This is a genomic window from Mycobacterium arosiense ATCC BAA-1401 = DSM 45069 (genome assembly GCF_002086125.1).
In the GTDB taxonomy this organism is placed as follows: domain Bacteria; phylum Actinomycetota; class Actinomycetes; order Mycobacteriales; family Mycobacteriaceae; genus Mycobacterium; species Mycobacterium arosiense.
The window spans coordinates 44,128-60,713 of sequence record NZ_MVHG01000002.1 but is presented as its reverse complement, the minus strand read 5'-3'; the positions used below and the strand labels follow the sequence as shown (position 1 = coordinate 60,713).

Sequence of the window (16,586 nt, the reverse complement as noted above, 5' to 3'; positions counted from 1 at the left end):
GAACGTGGAAAACAGCGCTGCCCCAAAGAGTCTGGCAACCATCGTCACCTCCGTCGCGACGAAGCTGATGGGGGCAACCGCCGCCACTGCCGCGGACATCAGCACCGAGATACTTGCCGAACTGGTAGCGATCCTCGGCGTGGACGTGAGCTTTTTGCGCCATAACGATCACACGATCCGCGCCACGGTGTTGGTGGCCGAATGGCCGCCGCGCCCGCACGTCCCCGACCCCGACCCGCTGCACACGATCTATTTCGCGGACGCCGACCCCATCTTCGCCATGTGCGAAAATGCCAAAGAGCCGATCGTCTTGCGTCCCGAAACCGCGAACGAGGACTACCAGCGCACCATCTCGGAGGCCAGCGGCGTTCCGGCCATTTCCCTGTCATCCGTCCCGCTGCTCTCCGGTGACGTCACCACCGGCGCGCTGGGTTTCGTCAAGTACGGCGACCGGGCGTGGACCGAGGACGAGCTCAATACGCTCACCGTGGTTGCCACCATGTTCGCCCAGGTGCAGGCCCGTTTGATCGTCGAGGAACGGCTGCACTATCAGGCCGAGCACGACGACCTGACGGCATTGCCCAACCGCCGAACCCTGTTGAGCCATCTGGATTCTCGCTTCCTCGCGGGGCAACCTGGCCCGGTGGCGGTGCTGGTGTTCAATCTGGACCGGCTCAAAGCGATCAACGACTATCTGGGCCACGCCGCCGGTGACCAGTTCATCTGTGACTTCGCCGCTCGGACCACCGAAGCCATGGCGGGCAACGGAATGATCGCCCGGCCGGGTGGCGACACATTCGTCGTCGTTCCCGCGGCGGCGATGGATTTGGACGCCGCGCGCCGGCTGGCCGAGACGTTGCGAACTCAGGTCAAGGACCACGTGACCATAGACGGTGTGGTCCTCAACCGCACCGTAAGCGTCGGCGTCGCAACGGGTTTACCCGGGACGGATTCGAGCTTGGATCTGCTCCGGCGCGCCGATGAGGCGCTCATCGCCGCCAAGGGAAGCGGGGGAGACAGCATCGGGGTGTTTTCCGCCGAGATGCTCACCCGTCGCGAACTGCGCAACGACATCGAGCTGCATTTGCAGGCCGGCATCGAATCCGACGCGCTCACCATCGCATACCTGCCCGAGGTCGACATGCGGTCGGGAAAGATCCTGGCGGTCGAGGCGTTGGTGCGCTGGCAGCATCCCACCCGGGGGTTGTTGCATCCCGACGAATTCGTCCCCGTGGCCGAATCCATCAATCTCGCCGCGGAGCTTGGCAACTGGATGCTCAATGCGGCGTGTGCGCATTTGGCGCAGTGGCGGGCCCAGGGCGTGGGGCGCGACATCATGCTGCGCGTCAACGTCTCACCGGCCCAACTCGTCGCGCACGACTTGGTCAACACCGTCGCGAGCACCCTGAAACGGTGTGGGCTCGACGGTTCGTCGATCGGACTGGAGGTCACCGAAAGCCTGCTTATTCAGGACCTGGTGAACACGCGCACCACCTTGCTGGGGCTCACCGAGCTCGGGATCAACATCGCCATCGACGATTTCGGTACCGGGTTCAGCGGCATGGGCCTGCTACGGACCCTGCCGGTGGGGACGCTGAAGATCGATCGCGGTTTCGTCTTGGAGCTCGGTGCCTCCGCGGACGACCTCGCCATCGTGCGGGCGATCATCGGCCTGGCCCAGGCGCTCGACCTCGACGTCGTCGCCGAAGGCGTGGAATCCGAGACCGCGGCGCGCGTCCTGCTCCACGAGGGATGTTCGCGCGCGCAGGGGTTTTTGTTCTGCCGGCCCATCTCCGCCGAGGCGACCCAGCGGCTGCTGGCCGAAGGCTCCGTGTCGGTCCGGATCGATCCCCCGCAGCAATGAGCACGGTCAGCGAGACCGGCGCTCGAGGTGGCGAACCATCTGTTCCCAATACACCAGCGTCAACGCCATCTGCAGGGTGACCGCGATCAGCGCCGGCCGCAGCCGATGCCGGCGTGCGGCCAGCAGCGCGCCCACCGCCGCCGCCGACGACGCGACACTGGTGACCATCGCCGCATCGCGGGGCCGGCCGGTGATCCACAGCTCCTCGCCCAGCATCGCCCGCGTCGACCATGCGTGATGATGCGCGGGCTTGCCGAACACCACCGGATTCACGGCCAGCCACAGCGCGATCCAGGCCGCATGGCGCCGTCGTCGGGTCCATACCGGGACCAGGATCAGCGGCGTGCTCGCCCACCGGGTCCATGCGCTCCGCGGATGGCAGTGCCGCGCGAACACCGCACGTCGAACCCGCGCAACCGAACGCACCGGCGCTATCGCCTGGCGGTGTTGGATCGCTCGGCCGTGACAACCACCGGGGTGCCCGCGGCGGGCGGGGATGCGACGGGCAACGGGGTCCGCGGAATTCCCGGCGTGCCCAGTTCCCCGGCCAGCCAGGGCAGTGCGGCCGCGAACACGCGGTCCGCGAAGGGCCAGTCGTGCTTGCCGGGCTGCGGAACCACCGCGCAGTCGATTCCGTTGGAGCGGCCGATCGCGCACAGCGAATAGGCGGCCGCCGTCTGATTGCCGGGGTTGGCGGCCGCCTCGCGTCCGGCGAGGCGGATGGCGCCGCTGTCGGCCAGCTGCAGGTCACGGCGCGGCGGCGAGCCGTCGGACGAAATCGCGAACCAGCCGGCCACCTCGCGGTACGGCCCGTGCCGGCTGATCACCGTGGTCGGGTCGAAAGCCGCCCAAGCGTCGGCGTTTCCACCGAAAAGCCTGGCGATGGTCTGGGCCTTATTGCCGGCATTGGGGAAGAAATCACCGGCGACGTCGACGAATGCGCTGAACAGGTCCGGGTGCATGACGGTCAGATCGACGGCGCAGGTGCCGCCCATGGACCAGCCCGCGACGCCCCAGTTGGACCGGTGCGGGCTGACCCCGAAGGTCGAGATCATGAACGGCACAACGTCTTTGGTCAGGTGATCGGCCGCATTGCCGCGGACCCCGTTGACGCACTCGGTGTCGTTGTTGAACGCGCCGCCGGAATCCACGAACACCAGCACCGGCGCCTTGCCGTCGTGGGCGGCCGCGAAGTCGTCGATCGTCTTGACCGCGTTGCCCGCGCGCGTCCAGTCCGCGGGCGTGTTGAACTGGCCGCCGATCATCATCACCGTCGGCAACGCCGGCGGCGGGGTGCTCGCGAACCACTCGGGCGGCAGGTAGACCAGCTCGCCGCGGTGTTTGAAGTGCGACCCGTCGGAAGGGATTGCCACCGGCACGACGGTGCCTTGCGGCGGCCGGATCCGGTTGGCGGCCATCGCGGTGACGGTGGCCTGATCGGTCTGATCGGGCAGCGGGCCCGACGTCAGCTGGCTCCACGCCGACTGCACGGTGGGGAAGTAGCCGACCCACAGGTTGAGCACCAGCGCCGCGCTGAGCAAGCACAGCGGCACGGCCAGCACCGCGGCGCCGCGCCGCCAGCGGCGCGCGGTGCTCCAGCCGAGCACCAAGACGGCCGCCGCCATGCCCGTCAGCGTGATCCACAGCCACAGCGCCGCCGGGGCGGGGTCATCGGAGAGCCCGCGGTCGACGACGTACCAATGCGTGAGGTAGGCCGCGACCCCGCCGGTCAGCGCCGCGGCCGGCAGCCACACCGTGCGCCAGCGCCGCGATCGCCAGCCGACCGCCAACAGCAGCACAGTCGCGGCGAGCACCTGGACCGTCGCCGGCACCCAGCCATGCATCAGCGACGTGTGGCTACTTGCCAGGATCTGTGTCGCAGCGCTGTCCGTCGGTGCTGTCACGTGAGTCATTGTGATCCAAAGTTAACCGGCCTGGAATAAATTCACGCAATGTTCGCCCTGGGCTCCACGGACGTTCGGGCCGGCCGCTAATGCGGCTTGGCCAGCGGAAATGGCAACGTCTCCCGGATGCTGCGGCCCGTTATGAGCATGACGAGCCGATCGATACCCATCCCGAGCCCGCCGGTGGGCGGCATCGCGTACTCCATCGCCTGCAGGAAGTCCTCGTCGAGCTCCATCGCCTCGGGATCCCCGCCGGCAGCTAATAGCGACTGCGCCTGCAGGCGGCGCCGCTGCTCGACCGGATCGGTGAGCTCACTGTAGGCGGTGGCCAGCTCGACGCCCCACGCCACCAGGTCCCACCGCTCGGCGACGCCCGGTTCGGTGCGGTGCGGCCGGGTCAGCGGCGACACCGACGTCGGAAAATCGATATAGAACGTCGGCTCCTCGGTCCGGTCCTCGACCAGGTGCTCGTAGAGTTCCAGCACCACCGCGCCGGCGTCCCAGTGCGCCCGATAGGGGATGTGCGCGGCATCGGACAGCTTGCGCAGCGCGGGCAGCGACGTGGCGGCATCGATGTGCTCGCCGAGCGCTTCGGACACTGCGTCATAGACGGTCTTGACCGTCCAGATCCCGGAGATGTCAACCGGCTCGAGCCGGCGGTCGCCCCGATCGGCGCCGTGCCGCAGCACCACCTGCTCGCCGTGCGCGGCCTCGGCGGCGTTCTGAATGAGCTCCCGGCAGCCGTCGATCCACACCTTGTAGTCGGCGTGGGCCTGGTAAGCCTCCAAGAGGGTGAACTCCGGGTTGTGGCTGAAGTCGACGCCTTCGTTGCGGAAGGCGCGGCCCAATTCGAAGACGCGCTCCACGCCGCCGACGCACAACCGCTTCAGGTAGAGCTCGGGCGCAATGCGCAGGAACAGGTCCAGGTCGTAGGTGTTGATGTGCGTGACGAAGGGCCGGGCGGTCGCTCCGCCGTGGATCTGCTGCAGGATCGGGGTCTCGACCTCGATGAAATCCTTGGCGAACAGCGTCTGCCTGACCGAACGCAACACGTCGCCGCGCGCCTTGATCAGCTCGCGCGACTCGGGATTGACAGCCAGGTCGACGTAGCGGGTCCGCACCCGCGCCTCCGGGTCGGTCAGCCCCTTCCACTTGTTCGGCAGGGGCCGCAGGCACTTACCGATCATTCGCCAGTCGGCGACGATCAGCGAGCGCGTTCCCTTCTTGGAAAAGCCCATGTGCCCGGACACCTCGACTAGATCGCCCAGGTCGATGGCCGCGGTGAAGTCGGCGGTTCGCCCGCGCTGCAATTGCGAATTGTCCAGCAGCACTTGCATTTCCCCCGACCAGTCGCGCAGCTGGGCGAACAGCACGCCGCCGTAGTCGCGGATCCGCAGGATCCTGCCCGAGACGGTGATGTCGTCGCGATCGTCCGCGTCGAGCGCCCTCGCGACGGTGTGGCTGGGCGGGGACCCGACCGGATAAGCGTCGGTGCCGTTGCGCTGCAGGCTCTCCAGCTTGGCCAGGCGCACCCGAACCTGTTCGGGGAGCCGGCCGTTCGACTTTTCGGTGCCGATGGTGTCGCCGGGTCGCAGCCCGCTGACGTCCGGCGCCGACCCGTCGTGATGCAGCAGGCCCGACTCCGCCAGCCTGGCCGGCACGGCCGGGTGGTGGCCGGTATGCACCTTCTCGCGCCGGCTGAACGGCAGGACCAAAAAGCCCTCGGCGATCACCGACGCGACCCCGACCTTGGGGATCAGCCGGGCATCCTCGTAGCACGCGTAGCGGGGCACCCAATCGGGTTGGTACTTCATGTTCGAGCGGTACAGGGTCTCCAGCTGCCACCACCGCGAGAAGAACAGCAACAGCCCCCGCCACAGCCGGGCCACCGGGCCGGCGCCCAATTGGGCGCCCTGTTCGAACGCCGAGCGGAACATCGCGAAGTTCAGCGAAATACGGGTGACGCCAAGGGGTTCGGCGTTGAGCGCCAGTTCGCTGACCATCAGCTCGATGGTGCCGTTGGGCGATTGCGGCGAACGGCGCATCAGGTCCAGTGAGACACCGGTGGTTCCCCACGGCACCAGCGACAGCATCGCCACGACGCTGCCGTCGCGGTCGAGCGCCTCCACCAGCAGGCAGTCCCCGTCGGCGGGGTCGCCGAGACGGCCCAGCGCCATGGAGAAGCCGCGCTCGGTCTGAGTGTCGCGCCAGGCGTCGGCGCGGGTGATGGTCTCGGTCATCGCTTCGGGGCTGATGTCGCGGTGGCGGCGGATCCGCACGGTCAGGCCCGCCCGCCGCGCCCGGGTCACGGCCTGACGGACCCCGCGCATGTCGGGTCCGGACAGCTTGAACTCGGCGGTCCGCAGGATGGCTTCGTCGCCGAGTTCGAGCGCGTTGAGTCCGGCTTCGCGATAGGTTCGCGCTCCCTGGGTGCTGGCGCCCATCACCCCTGGAGCCCAGCCGTAGGTCTGGCACAGACCCAGCCAGGCGTCCACGGCCTGCGGCCACGCCCTCGGATCCCCGATCGGGTCACCGCTGGCCAGACAGACGCCGATCTCGACCCGATAGGTGACGGCGGCGCGTCCGCTTGGGGCGAAGACCACCGACTTGTCGCGGCGGGTGGCGAAGTAGCCCAGGGAGTCGTTCTTGCCGTACAGCTCGAGCAGCCCGCGGATCGCCGATTCGTCCTCGCCGGTGAGCGCGTTCTCGGCGCGCTGGGACTGAAAGAGCACGATCGTCGCCAAGATCAGCGCCAGCGCGCCGAACAACCCGAAGATCGCGTTGAGGAAGACGTGCGGCCGGCCGGTGAAGAAGTCCGGGTCCGCGAGCGCGAATCCGACCACCCGATTGGCCACATACGGCAGGCGGTCCGGGCGGGCCAGCGTCCCCGGGAACAACTCGACCAGGCCCCAGGACACCAAGATTCCCACCACGTCGCCGGCGATGAGCACCGCGGCCGCCTTGACCAGCGCGCCCCTGCGGACCTTGGCCCAGAATTCCCGATAGGCCAGCACCAGCAGGACGATCGCCACGATGTGAACGGCGAAGCCGAGGTTCTCGCCGAAGATCTCCGCGGCGGTGTTGTCGCCCGCGGCGATGTCCGCGGCGTTCAACGCCGCGGCCAGAATCATGTTGGCCAGCAACAGCACCCAGGCGATGCGCTTGCGTGCGGTCAGGGCCGCGGCCAGCAGGGCCAAGATGAACGACCACGCGATGCTGGTGTCCGGGAAGTTGAACAGATAGTCGTTGATGAACTCGCGCGGGACCCTGATCAGGTACCGGATCAGCGGGGACACGCTGCCGAGCAGCGACACGGTCGCGATGACGCCCACGGTCCACCCGGCCGCCGCCGGCACCCAGCGATACCGCGAGTTCGACCTGCCGCGAGGCCCCGAACGAGTGCCCGAACCGGGCCTCGAACTTGGAGATGCGAGGGTCACAGACCGCGAGGATATGCCCTCAATCCGTGAAAAGCTTGTCGAAGCGCTAAGAGCGACGGCCACTAGTTTGGACGTGATTTCGGGGCCACCTCGAGGCCCGCTGCAGCGCGGTCGACCGGCCGAAATGCTAAAAGCCACCTCAAGGCTGCTAAACTGGCGCCTGCGACCATCCCGGCGAATGCCAGGAACAGTTAAGTGGAGTCCCACTCCCACCGCGAGCCGACGAAATCCCGTTGCGGATCTTCCAAGGTTCAGCGGTCCGGTCACAGGCATCGCGGATGCCTGTTCCGCGGGCGACGCGGGCGGCTCGAGTATTTCCCAGCCGTGATCGGTCGGCATTGGGCCCTGCTTATGCAGGGCTTTTTGCTAGTGGTGTGGTGTCTGCGCCGCTGATTCCCGGACCGACCCAGGCGGTCGCCGCGTCAGGACATTGGCGCGGCAGGACATAGAGAAGCCCAACAAGGGAGGCCCCATCAGCACTGAGACCCGCGTCAACGAGCGCATTCGCGTACCTGAAGTCCGATTGATCGGCCCAGGGGGAGAGCAGGTAGGCATAGTGCGCATCGAAGACGCACTGCGCGTCGCTGCGGACGCCGATCTCGACCTTGTCGAAGTTGCCCCGAACGCCAGACCGCCGGTCTGCAAGATCATGGACTACGGCAAGTTCAAATACGAAGCGGCGCAAAAGGCGCGCGAATCCCGCCGGAACCAGCAGCAGACCGTCGTCAAAGAACAGAAGCTGCGACCGAAGATCGACGATCACGACTACGAGACCAAAAAGGGTCACGTCATCCGCTTCCTGGAGGCGGGATCGAAGGTGAAGGTCACCATCATGTTCCGCGGACGTGAGCAGTCGCGGCCCGAGTTGGGCTATCGGTTGCTTCAGCGCCTGGGAGCGGACGTCGCCGAATACGGTTTCGTCGAAACGTCCGCTAAGCAGGACGGCCGCAACATGACGATGGTGCTGGCACCGCACCGCGGCGCGAAGACTCGCGCCAAGGCGCGCCATCCGGAAGGGCCCGGGGGCGGCGCGGCATCGGGCTCCGATGCGGCCGCCGAAGCCGAACCTTCGTCGACCTGACCCAGCGCGAGACCTTTTTGCAGCGCCCGAGTATCAGCGCTCGAGCACTTATAGAACAGAGGAAACATGCCCAAGGCCAAGACCCACAGCGGGGCGTCAAAGCGGTTCCGGCGCACCGGAACCGGCAAGATCGTGCGCCAGCAGACCAACCGCCGGCATCTGCTCGAGCACAAGCCGACCAAGCGAACCCGGCGCCTCGACGGCCGCACCACGGTGTCGGCCAACGACACCAAGCGCGTCAACAGCCTGCTGAACGGCTGACCACCGCGCCGGCCAGACCCGCATCGCGAGCTGGCACGGCGACCCGACCAACCAATTGTGAACGAGAGTAGGAACATCCAATGGCACGCGTGAAGCGGGCGGTCAACGCCCACAAGAAGAGGCGCAGCATCCTGAAGGCCTCGAAGGGCTATCGCGGCCAGCGATCCCGGCTCTACCGCAAGGCCAAAGAGCAGCAACTACATTCACTCAACTACGCCTACCGCGACCGGCGTGCGCGCAAGGGCGAGTTCCGCAAGCTGTGGATCTCGCGGATCAACGCGGCGGCGCGCGCCAACGACATCACCTACAACAGGCTGATCCAGGGCCTCAAGGCCGCCGGTGTGGAAGTGGACCGAAAGAACCTGTCCGACATCGCCATTGCCGACCCGGCAGCCTTCACGGCGCTGGTCGACATCGCACGGGCGGCCCTGCCCGAGGATGTCAACGCTCCCTCGGACTCGGGAGAAGCGGCCTAACAAGCGACGGCAGGTGCTGACCGAACGTTCGGCCAGGGTCGCCGCGGCGGTCAAACTGCACCGCCACGTCGGCCGCCGGCGGGCGGGCCGATTCCTCGCCGAAGGCCCGAATCTCGTCGAGGCCGCCGCCCGCCGCGGCTTGGTTCGCGACGTCTTCGTCACCGAAGTCGCCCAGCAGCGCCATGCGCCGCTGCTGGCGACTTTGGCCTCCGCGCGATGCCCGGTTCACCCGGTCACCGAGCGCGCGGCGAAAGCGTTGTCCGACACCGTCACTCCGGCCGGGCTGGTCGCCGTGTGCGAAACGCCCGCGACCCAACTTCCCGACGTGCTGGCCGGCCCGCCCGCGCTGGTCGCGGTCGCCGTCGAAATCAGCGAGCCGGGCAACGCCGGAACCCTGATCCGCCTCGCCGACGCCCTGGGCGCCGCCGGCGTGATCTTGGGCGGCCACAGCGTCGACCCGTACAACGGCAAGTGCCTGCGCGCGTCGGCCGGCAGCATCTTCTCGGTCCCGGTCGTCGTCGCGCCCGACACGCTCGCCGCCGTCGAGGCGTTGCGCGCCGCGGGCCTGCAGCTGCTCGCCACCACCGTCGACGGTGAGACGCGGCTCGACGAGGCCGGCGAACTGCTCGGCACGCCGACGGCGTGGCTGTTCGGGCCCGAATCACACGGTCTGCCGATCGACATCGCCGCTACGGCCGACCGCCGGATGCGGATCCCGATGGTCGGTGGGGCGGAAAGCCTGAACGTGGCGTCCGCGGCGGCTATCTGCCTGTATCAGAGCTCGCGGGCGCTGAACCTGCCTAGGCGGCCTTGACGGACCGCTTCGGCCGGCCCCGCACGGCGCGCAGGCCGGCCAGTGACAGCGTCGTATGCACCAGGGAGCCGGCGCGTTCCATCAGGGCCCGCGCGGGTTGGAGCGCGGGGTCCAACGGCGACTTGGCCGGCGGGGGGAAGTAATGCATCGGCAGCCCGCGCCGGTCACGCGGCGGCGCCATGAACGGCGGGGCCTCCACCAGCGGCGCGTCGCTGGGCAGCCGGCCCTCGGCGCGGCGGTAGGCGGCCAGCGCGCGCGGGTGCAGCCGGATCTCGTCGGGCACTGCGAGGAACGCCAGTTCGACGAGCTTGCCGAACAAGCGCAGCAACACCTCGTCGCCCGGGGTCCAGTGCAGTCCGGCCTTCTCCCGCACCGCGGGCTCGAACAGCCCCGCCGCGATCCAGCGCTGACCGGCGACGAGCGGCTTGAAGATCTGGTCCCAGATCGGTGTGGGCATGAGCACGAATTTCGGCTTGGGAATGTGCATTTGGAAGATGTCCAGCGTCGCCCGGTTGATCTCCAGCGTCTCGCGGCAGGTGCGCTCCCAGTACTCCTGGAATTCCTCCCAGGTTTCGGGCACCGGCCGCATGCTCATGCCGTACATCCGGTACCACTGCACGTGCTCGGCGAACAGTTGCCGCTTTTCGGCCTCGGTCAGACCGCCGCAGAAGTACTCGGCCACCTTGACGATCAGCATGAAAAACGTCGCGTGCGCCCAGTAGAACGTCTCCGGGTTCAGCGCGTGATAGCGCCGCCCGGCGGCGTCGGTTCCCTTGATGGTGTGGTGATAGCTGGTGATCTGCCGGCCGGTCTGGGGTGCCCGGTCCCCGTCGTAGACCACCCCCATGATCGGGTAGACCGACCTGGCCACCCGCTGCAGCGGCTCGCGCAGCAGGATCGAATGCTCCTCGACGGCCGCGCCGAGTTCGGGGTACATGTTCTGGATCGCCCCGATCCACACGCCCATCATCCCCGTGCGCAGGTCGCCAAAATACTTCCAGGTCAAAGAATCTGGTCCGAGCGGATCAGCGGGTCCGGTCCCGCCCACATGCACAGTGCCAGTCATCGCGGCCTCCTGCTCCGATTGGGCTCACGATAACTTTGACAACGGGCGTTGTCTACGCTTTCGGCGATGTGTCCGCCCGCGCGTTATCGAGCTTCCACGCCGGTGTGGTACCACCGTGATCAGGCGGTTTGGTGAGGCGTGTGACACATCCGGCGCGGCCGTCGTTGCCTGCCTCGAAGAAAACCAAATAACCTGGCCAGGTGGAACTCGCGCGTAGCGATCTGGACTCGGGCGAGCCCGAACAGTCCCCGGCGCGATCCGCTCCGTCGCGCTCTTTGCTGTCGGTGCACAGCGCGACTCAGTGGCTGCACAGCCGTAACCGCAGTCCGGGGGCGGTTGCCCTCGTCCGGCGTGCGCGCCGACTGCTGCCCGGCGACCCCGAGTTCGGCGATCCGCTGTCCACGGCGGGCGAGGGTGGTCCGCGGGCGGCGGCGCGCGCCGCAGACCGGCTGCTGGGCGACCGGGACGCGGTGTCGCGCGAGGTCAGCCTCGGGGTGCTGCAGCTGTGGCAGGCGCTGACCGAAGGGGTTTCGCGCCGGCCGGCCAACCCGGAGGTGACGCTGGTCTTCACCGATCTGGTCGGCTTCTCGACGTGGTCCCTGCAAGCCGGCGACGACGCGGCGCTGGCGCTGTTGCGGCAGGTGGCGCGGGCCCTCGAGCCGCCCCTGCTGGACGCCGGCGGGCACATCGTCAAACGGATGGGCGACGGCATCATGGCGGTATTCGGCGATCCGACGGTCGCCGTGCGCGCCGTGCTGGCGGCCAAGGACGCGCTCAAATCGGTCGACGTGGACGGCTATACGCCCAGGGTGCGGGTCGGAATCCACACCGGGCGCCCGCAGCGGCTGGCCGCCGACTGGCTCGGCGTCGATGTGAATATCGCCGCGCGAGTTATGGAAAGAGCCAGCAAGGGTGGAATCATGGTGTCGAGTTCAACGTTGGATCTCATACCGCAAAGCGAGTTGGACGCGTTGGGCGTCGAGGCCAAACGCGCGAGGAAGCCGGTCTTCGGGCCGAAGCCCGCCGGCATTCCCGACGATTTGGCGATTTATCGCCTCAAGACTCTTAAGGAGTTGTCAGGCCCTGATGACACAGTCGAGACAAAACCACAGCCATAATGGATGCCAATGTTAGGGGGCATCCTGTCCCGGCTCGCCCGGGTCCAATTCACTGTGGGGTACGCGGCACTGCTTCTCGCCATCAGCTGCGCCATCCTGGCCCTCGGCCCGCACGCGCATGACGTCATCGTGGCGCGCGCCAGCACCAACGTGCACAACCTGGCCCACGGCCACCTGGGCACGCTGCTGGGCAGCGCGCTGGTGGTCGACGCCGGCCCGCTCTACTTCTGGCTGCCCTTCCTGACCTGCCTGCTGGCGCTGGCCGAGCTGCATCTGCGCACCATCCGGCTGGTGGCGGCGTTCCTCGTCGGCCACATCGGCGCGACGCTGCTGGTGGCCGCCGCCCTGGCCGCGTCGGTCGAGTTCGGCTGGCTGCCCTTGTCGATCACCCGGGCCAGCGACGTCGGCATGAGCTACGGCGCGCTGGCCGTGCTCGGCGCGATGACGGCGGTGATCCCGTCGCGCTGGCGCGCCGCCTGGGTCGGCTGGTGGGTGTCGGCCGGCATCGCCTCGGCGATCATCGGCGGCGACTTCACCGACGCCGGCCACACCGTCGCCGTGATCCTTGGCGTGCTGGTGTCCGCCCGGTTCCGGCAGCCGATCCACTGGACGCCGGCGCGCTACCTGATGCTGGCGGCGTCCTCGGGCTTCGGCTTCTTGATGCTGGCCCACCACTGGGGAACCATGGCGGCGACGCCGGTCTTCGGTGCCGTGGGCGCGTTCGTCGCCTACCGGCTGGCGAGGCTCGCCCGCGGTCGGGGCGTGGCCACGCCAGCCGCCCCCGCGCTGGGTGACGAGACGCTGGGCGGGCCGCAGCCGGCCGTCGCCGGCTAAGCCACACCGCCGTCGGTGGCCTGCCACGGCCACCCGCGGGCCACCCGCCGAGCGCCCGCCGGGTACCACGCGTCGAATCACTATGATCAGCACTCGACCCGTGCCGCGCGGAAGCACATCGATGCGGGCGGCCCGAACAGCCTCGTCAGCAAGGAGAGTGTCGCCGCGTGGGTGATCAACCCGTCGACCTGTCGCCGGAAGCCCTGACCGCAGCGGTCAGCGCCGCCCGGGAGGCCTTCGCGCGGGCCGGCGATCTCGACACACTGGCGCGCGCCAAGACCGAACACCTCGGTGACCGCGCACCGCTGGCGCTGGCGCGCCAGGCGCTCGGCGCCGTCCCCAAGGACCAGCGCGCCGACGCCGGCAAGCGGGTGAACGCCGCCCGGACGGAAGCCCAGCGCGGCTACGACCAGCGGCTCGGGGTCCTGCGGGCCGAGCGCGACGCCGCGGTGCTGGTCGCCGAGGGCATCGACGTCACGCTGCCGTCGACGCGGCAGCCGGCCGGCGCGCGGCACCCGATCACCATCCTGGCCGAGCACATCGCCGACACCTTCGTCGCGATGGGCTGGGAGCTGGTGGAGGGGCCGGAGGTGGAGGCCGAGCAGTTCAACTTCGACGCGCTGAACTTTCCGGCCGACCACCCCGCGCGCAGCGAGCAGGACACCTTCTACATCGCGCCCGACGGTTCGCGGCAGCTGCTGCGCACCCACACGTCGCCGGTGCAGGTGCGCACCCTGCTCGCCCGCGAGTTGCCCGTCTACATCGTTTCGATTGGCCGCACGTTTCGCACCGACGAACTCGACGCCACCCACACTCCGGTGTTCCACCAGGTCGAAGGTCTGGCGGTGGACCGAGGCTTGACCATGGCGCACCTGCGGGGAACGCTGGACGCGTTCGCGCGCGCCGAGTTCGGTCCCGAGGCGCGCACCCGGATCCGGCCGCATTTCTTCCCGTTCACCGAGCCGTCGGCCGAGGTCGACGTCTGGTTCGTCGGCAAGAAGGGTGGCCCCGGCTGGGTGGAGTGGGGCGGCTGCGGGATGGTGCACCCAAACGTGTTGCGCGCCGCGGGGATTGACCCGGGGGTGTACTCCGGATTCGCGTTCGGCATGGGGCTGGAACGAACCCTGCAGTTCCGCAATGGGATTCCCGACATGCGCGACATGGTCGAGGGCGACGTGCGGTTCTCGCTTCCGTTCGGGGTGGGTGCCTGATGCGCGTTCCCTACAGCTGGCTGCGCGAGATCGTCGCGGCCGGAGCGCCGGACTTCGACGTCGCCCCCGCCGAGCTGGAGCAGACGCTGGTGCGCATCGGCCACGAGGTCGAGGAGGTCGCCACCCTGGGCCCGGTCGACGGCCCGCTGACGGTGGGCCGGGTCACCGGCATCGAAGAACTCACCGGTTTCAAGAAGCCGATCCGGTTCTGTCACGTCGACGTCGGTGGCGGCAAGGATCGCGAGATTGTTTGCGGCGCAACCAATTTCGCTGTCGGCGACCTCATCGTGGCGGCGTTGCCCGGCACCACGCTGCCCGGTGACTTCACCATCGCCGCCCGCAAGACCTACGGCCGCACCTCCGACGGAATGATTTGCTCGGCGGCCGAACTCGGCCTGGGCGTCGACCATTCCGGGATCCTGGTGCTGCCGCCGGGCGCCGCCGACCCCGGCGCCGACGCCGCCGTCGTGCTGGGGCTCGACGACGTGATCTTCCACCTGGCGATCACACCGGATCGCGGTTACTGCATGTCGTTGCGGGGCCTGGCCCGCGAGGTCGCCTGCGCCTACGGGCTGGACTTCGTCGACCCCGCCGGCAGCGAGGTGATCAAGCCGCTCCCGGTCAACGGCGAGGCCTGGCCACTGACCTTACAACCCGGCACCGGGGTGCGGCGGTTCGCGCTGCGCCCGGTCACCGGCATCGACCCCGCCGCGGTGTCGCCGTGGTGGCTGCAGCGCCGGCTGCTGCTGTCCGGCATCCGCGCGAGCGCCCCGGCCGTCGACGTGACGAACTACGTGATGCTCGAGCTCGGTCACCCGATGCACGCTCACGACCGCAACCGCATCACCGGCGGCTTCGGCGTGCGATTCGCCCGGCCCGGCGAGACCGTGGTGACCCTCGACGACATCGAGCGCAAACTCGAGCCGGCCGACGTGCTCATCGTCGACGACGCGGCGACCACCGCGATCGGCGGCGTGATGGGCACGGCGAGCACCGAGGTGCGCGCCGACTCGACCGACGTGCTGCTCGAGGCCGCGGTGTGGGACCCGGCCGCGGTGTCGCGCACCCAGCGCAGGCTGCACCTGCCCAGCGAAGCCGCCCGCCGCTACGAGCGGGGGGTGGATCCGGCCATCTCGGTGGCCGCGCTGGACCGTTGTGCCGCCCTGCTCGCCGACATCGCCGGCGGCGTCGTGGGTGAGGGACTGACCGATTGGCGCGGCGACCCACCGCGCGACGACTGGTCGCTCCCGCCCATCGATATCGCCGTCGACCTGCCGGATCGCCTCGCCGGGGTCGGCTATGCGCCGGGCACCACCGCCCGGCGGCTCGCCCAGATCGGTGCAGAGGTCGCAGCGAGCGGCGACAAGCTGACGGTGACACCACCCAGCTGGCGTCCGGACCTGCTGCAGCCCGCCGACCTCGTCGAGGAGGTGCTGCGGCTGGAGGGGCTCGAGGTCATTCCGTCGGTGTTGCCGTCGGCGCCCGCCGGTCGTGGCCTCACCGCCGTGCAGAAGCGACGCCGCGCCATCGGCCGGTCGCTGGCCGAGTCCGGCTACATCGAGATCCTGCCGATCCCGTTCCTGCCCGCGGGCGTGTTCGACCTGTGGGGCCTGCCGGCCGACGACCCGCGACGCAGCACGACCGAGGTGCTCAACCCGCTGGAGGCCGACCGCCCGCACCTGGCCACCACGCTGCTGCCCGCACTGCTGGAAACCCTGGCGCGCAACGTCTCTCGCGGGCTGGTCGACATCGGCCTGTACGCCCTGGCGCAGGTGGTCCAGCCGACCGCGAACACCCGCGCGGCCGACCTCATCCCCGTCGACCGCCGGCCCACCGACGCCGAGATCGCCGCGCTCGACGCGTCGTTGCCGCGGCAACCCCAGCACGTCGCCGCGGTGCTGACCGGCCTGCGTGAACAGCGCGGACCCTGGGGTCCCGGCCGCCGCGCCGAAGCCGCCGACGCGTTCGAGGCGGTGCGCATCATCGCCCGCGCCAGCGGAATCGACGTGCGGTTGCGGGCGGCGCAATACCTGCCGTGGCATCCGGGGCGCTGCGCCGAGGTGCTCGTCGGGGACACCCCGGTGGGGCACGCGGGCCAGCTGCATCCCGCGGTGATCGAGCGCGCCGGACTGCCCAAAGGCACCTGCGCCCTCGAGCTCGACCTCGACGCGATTCCCATCCCGCTGGCGCTGCCCGCGCCCCGGGTCTCGCCGTTCCCGGCCGTCTTCCAGGACCTCAGCCTGGTGGTGCCCGCGCAGGTGCCGGCCCAGGCGGTGGCCGACGCGGTCCGCGAAGGCGCGGGGGAGCTGCTCGAGGACCTGCAGCTGTTCGACGTGTTCACCGGCCCGCAGATCGGCGAGGACCGCAAATCGCTGACCTTCGCGCTGCGGTTCCGCGCGCCCGACCGCACGCTCACCGAGGACGACGCCACCGCGGCTCGCGACGCCGCGGTGCGCCGGGCCGCCGAGGTGGTTGGCGCGGAGCTACGCGCCTAGTGGAATGGATTTGCAAAGCACT

The 16,586-nt window shown here is 69.1% G+C and carries 13 protein-coding genes; 9 read left to right on the top strand and 4 right to left on the bottom strand.

All coding sequences use genetic code 11. From position 1 onward, the window contains the following. Nucleotides 1-4: 4 nt before the first annotated feature. Nucleotides 5-1,864, top strand: a complete 1,860-nt coding sequence (locus BST14_RS01230) for a putative bifunctional diguanylate cyclase/phosphodiesterase (RefSeq protein ID WP_438502118.1) — start codon at nucleotides 5-7, stop codon at nucleotides 1,862-1,864. A gap of 6 nt (nucleotides 1,865-1,870) precedes the next feature. On the opposite strand, the gene BST14_RS01225 is transcribed toward BST14_RS01230, so the two are convergent. The 3 genes from BST14_RS01225 to lysX all read right to left on the bottom strand — a co-directional run bounded on the left by BST14_RS01225 (nucleotide 1,871) and on the right by lysX (nucleotide 7,208). Next, nucleotides 1,871-2,290, bottom strand: coding sequence for a DUF6653 family protein (locus BST14_RS01225; protein ID WP_245845258.1), 420 nt, complete (start codon nucleotides 2,288-2,290; stop codon nucleotides 1,871-1,873). Nucleotides 2,291-2,295: 5 nt separating this feature from the next. Beyond that, entirely contained in the window at nucleotides 2,296-3,777 is a 1,482-nt protein-coding gene (locus BST14_RS01220) for an alpha/beta hydrolase (protein ID WP_211280630.1), read from the bottom strand. Nucleotides 3,778-3,854: 77 nt separating this feature from the next. Further along, nucleotides 3,855-7,208: a bifunctional lysylphosphatidylglycerol synthetase/lysine--tRNA ligase LysX gene (gene lysX, locus BST14_RS01215; RefSeq protein ID WP_083062779.1), complete on the bottom strand. Its 3,354-nt coding sequence runs from the start codon at nucleotides 7,206-7,208 to the stop codon at nucleotides 3,855-3,857. A 472-nt stretch (nucleotides 7,209-7,680) separates the two neighbouring features. Between lysX and infC the strand changes: the two genes are divergently transcribed. The 4 genes from infC to BST14_RS01195 all read left to right on the top strand — a co-directional run bounded on the left by infC (nucleotide 7,681) and on the right by BST14_RS01195 (nucleotide 9,840). Next, the gene (infC, locus tag BST14_RS01210) at nucleotides 7,681-8,289 is read left to right on the top strand and encodes a translation initiation factor IF-3 (protein WP_083062884.1); all 609 of its coding nucleotides are present in this window, start codon (nucleotides 7,681-7,683) and stop codon (nucleotides 8,287-8,289) included. Between the two features lie 66 nt (nucleotides 8,290-8,355). Next, entirely contained in the window at nucleotides 8,356-8,550 is a 195-nt protein-coding gene (gene rpmI, locus BST14_RS01205) for a 50S ribosomal protein L35 (protein ID WP_066867152.1), read from the top strand. Nucleotides 8,551-8,630: 80 nt separating this feature from the next. After that, the gene (rplT, locus tag BST14_RS01200; protein ID WP_007776071.1) at nucleotides 8,631-9,026 is read left to right on the top strand and encodes a 50S ribosomal protein L20; all 396 of its coding nucleotides are present in this window, start codon (nucleotides 8,631-8,633) and stop codon (nucleotides 9,024-9,026) included. A 13-nt stretch (nucleotides 9,027-9,039) separates the two neighbouring features. After that, the gene (locus BST14_RS01195; protein ID WP_083062778.1) at nucleotides 9,040-9,840 is read left to right on the top strand and encodes a TrmH family RNA methyltransferase; all 801 of its coding nucleotides are present in this window, start codon (nucleotides 9,040-9,042) and stop codon (nucleotides 9,838-9,840) included. Here the strand turns inward: BST14_RS01195 and BST14_RS01190 are convergent. Beyond that, nucleotides 9,827-10,906 carry an oxygenase MpaB family protein gene (locus BST14_RS01190; protein ID WP_083062777.1) on the bottom strand — a complete coding sequence of 360 codons (1,080 nt, stop codon included), beginning with the start codon at nucleotides 10,904-10,906 and terminating at the stop codon, nucleotides 9,827-9,829. The genes BST14_RS01195 and BST14_RS01190 overlap by 14 nt on opposite strands. 200 nt (nucleotides 10,907-11,106) lie before the next feature. On the opposite strand from BST14_RS01190, the gene BST14_RS01185 reads away from it, so the two are divergent. The 4 genes from BST14_RS01185 to pheT all read left to right on the top strand — a co-directional run bounded on the left by BST14_RS01185 (nucleotide 11,107) and on the right by pheT (nucleotide 16,564). Next, the gene (locus tag BST14_RS01185; protein WP_083062776.1) at nucleotides 11,107-12,024 is read left to right on the top strand and encodes an adenylate/guanylate cyclase domain-containing protein; all 918 of its coding nucleotides are present in this window, start codon (nucleotides 11,107-11,109) and stop codon (nucleotides 12,022-12,024) included. Nucleotides 12,025-12,033: 9 nt separating this feature from the next. Further along, entirely contained in the window at nucleotides 12,034-12,858 is an 825-nt protein-coding gene (locus tag BST14_RS01180) for a rhomboid-like protein (protein WP_083062775.1), read from the top strand. A 167-nt stretch (nucleotides 12,859-13,025) separates the two neighbouring features. Then, nucleotides 13,026-14,069: a phenylalanine--tRNA ligase subunit alpha gene (pheS, locus tag BST14_RS01175; RefSeq protein WP_083062774.1), complete on the top strand. Its 1,044-nt coding sequence runs from the start codon at nucleotides 13,026-13,028 to the stop codon at nucleotides 14,067-14,069. Further along, nucleotides 14,069-16,564: a phenylalanine--tRNA ligase subunit beta gene (gene pheT, locus BST14_RS01170; protein ID WP_083062773.1), complete on the top strand. Its 2,496-nt coding sequence runs from the start codon at nucleotides 14,069-14,071 to the stop codon at nucleotides 16,562-16,564. Before pheS ends, pheT begins: the two co-directional genes overlap by 1 nt. Nucleotides 16,565-16,586: the final 22 nt, after the last annotated feature.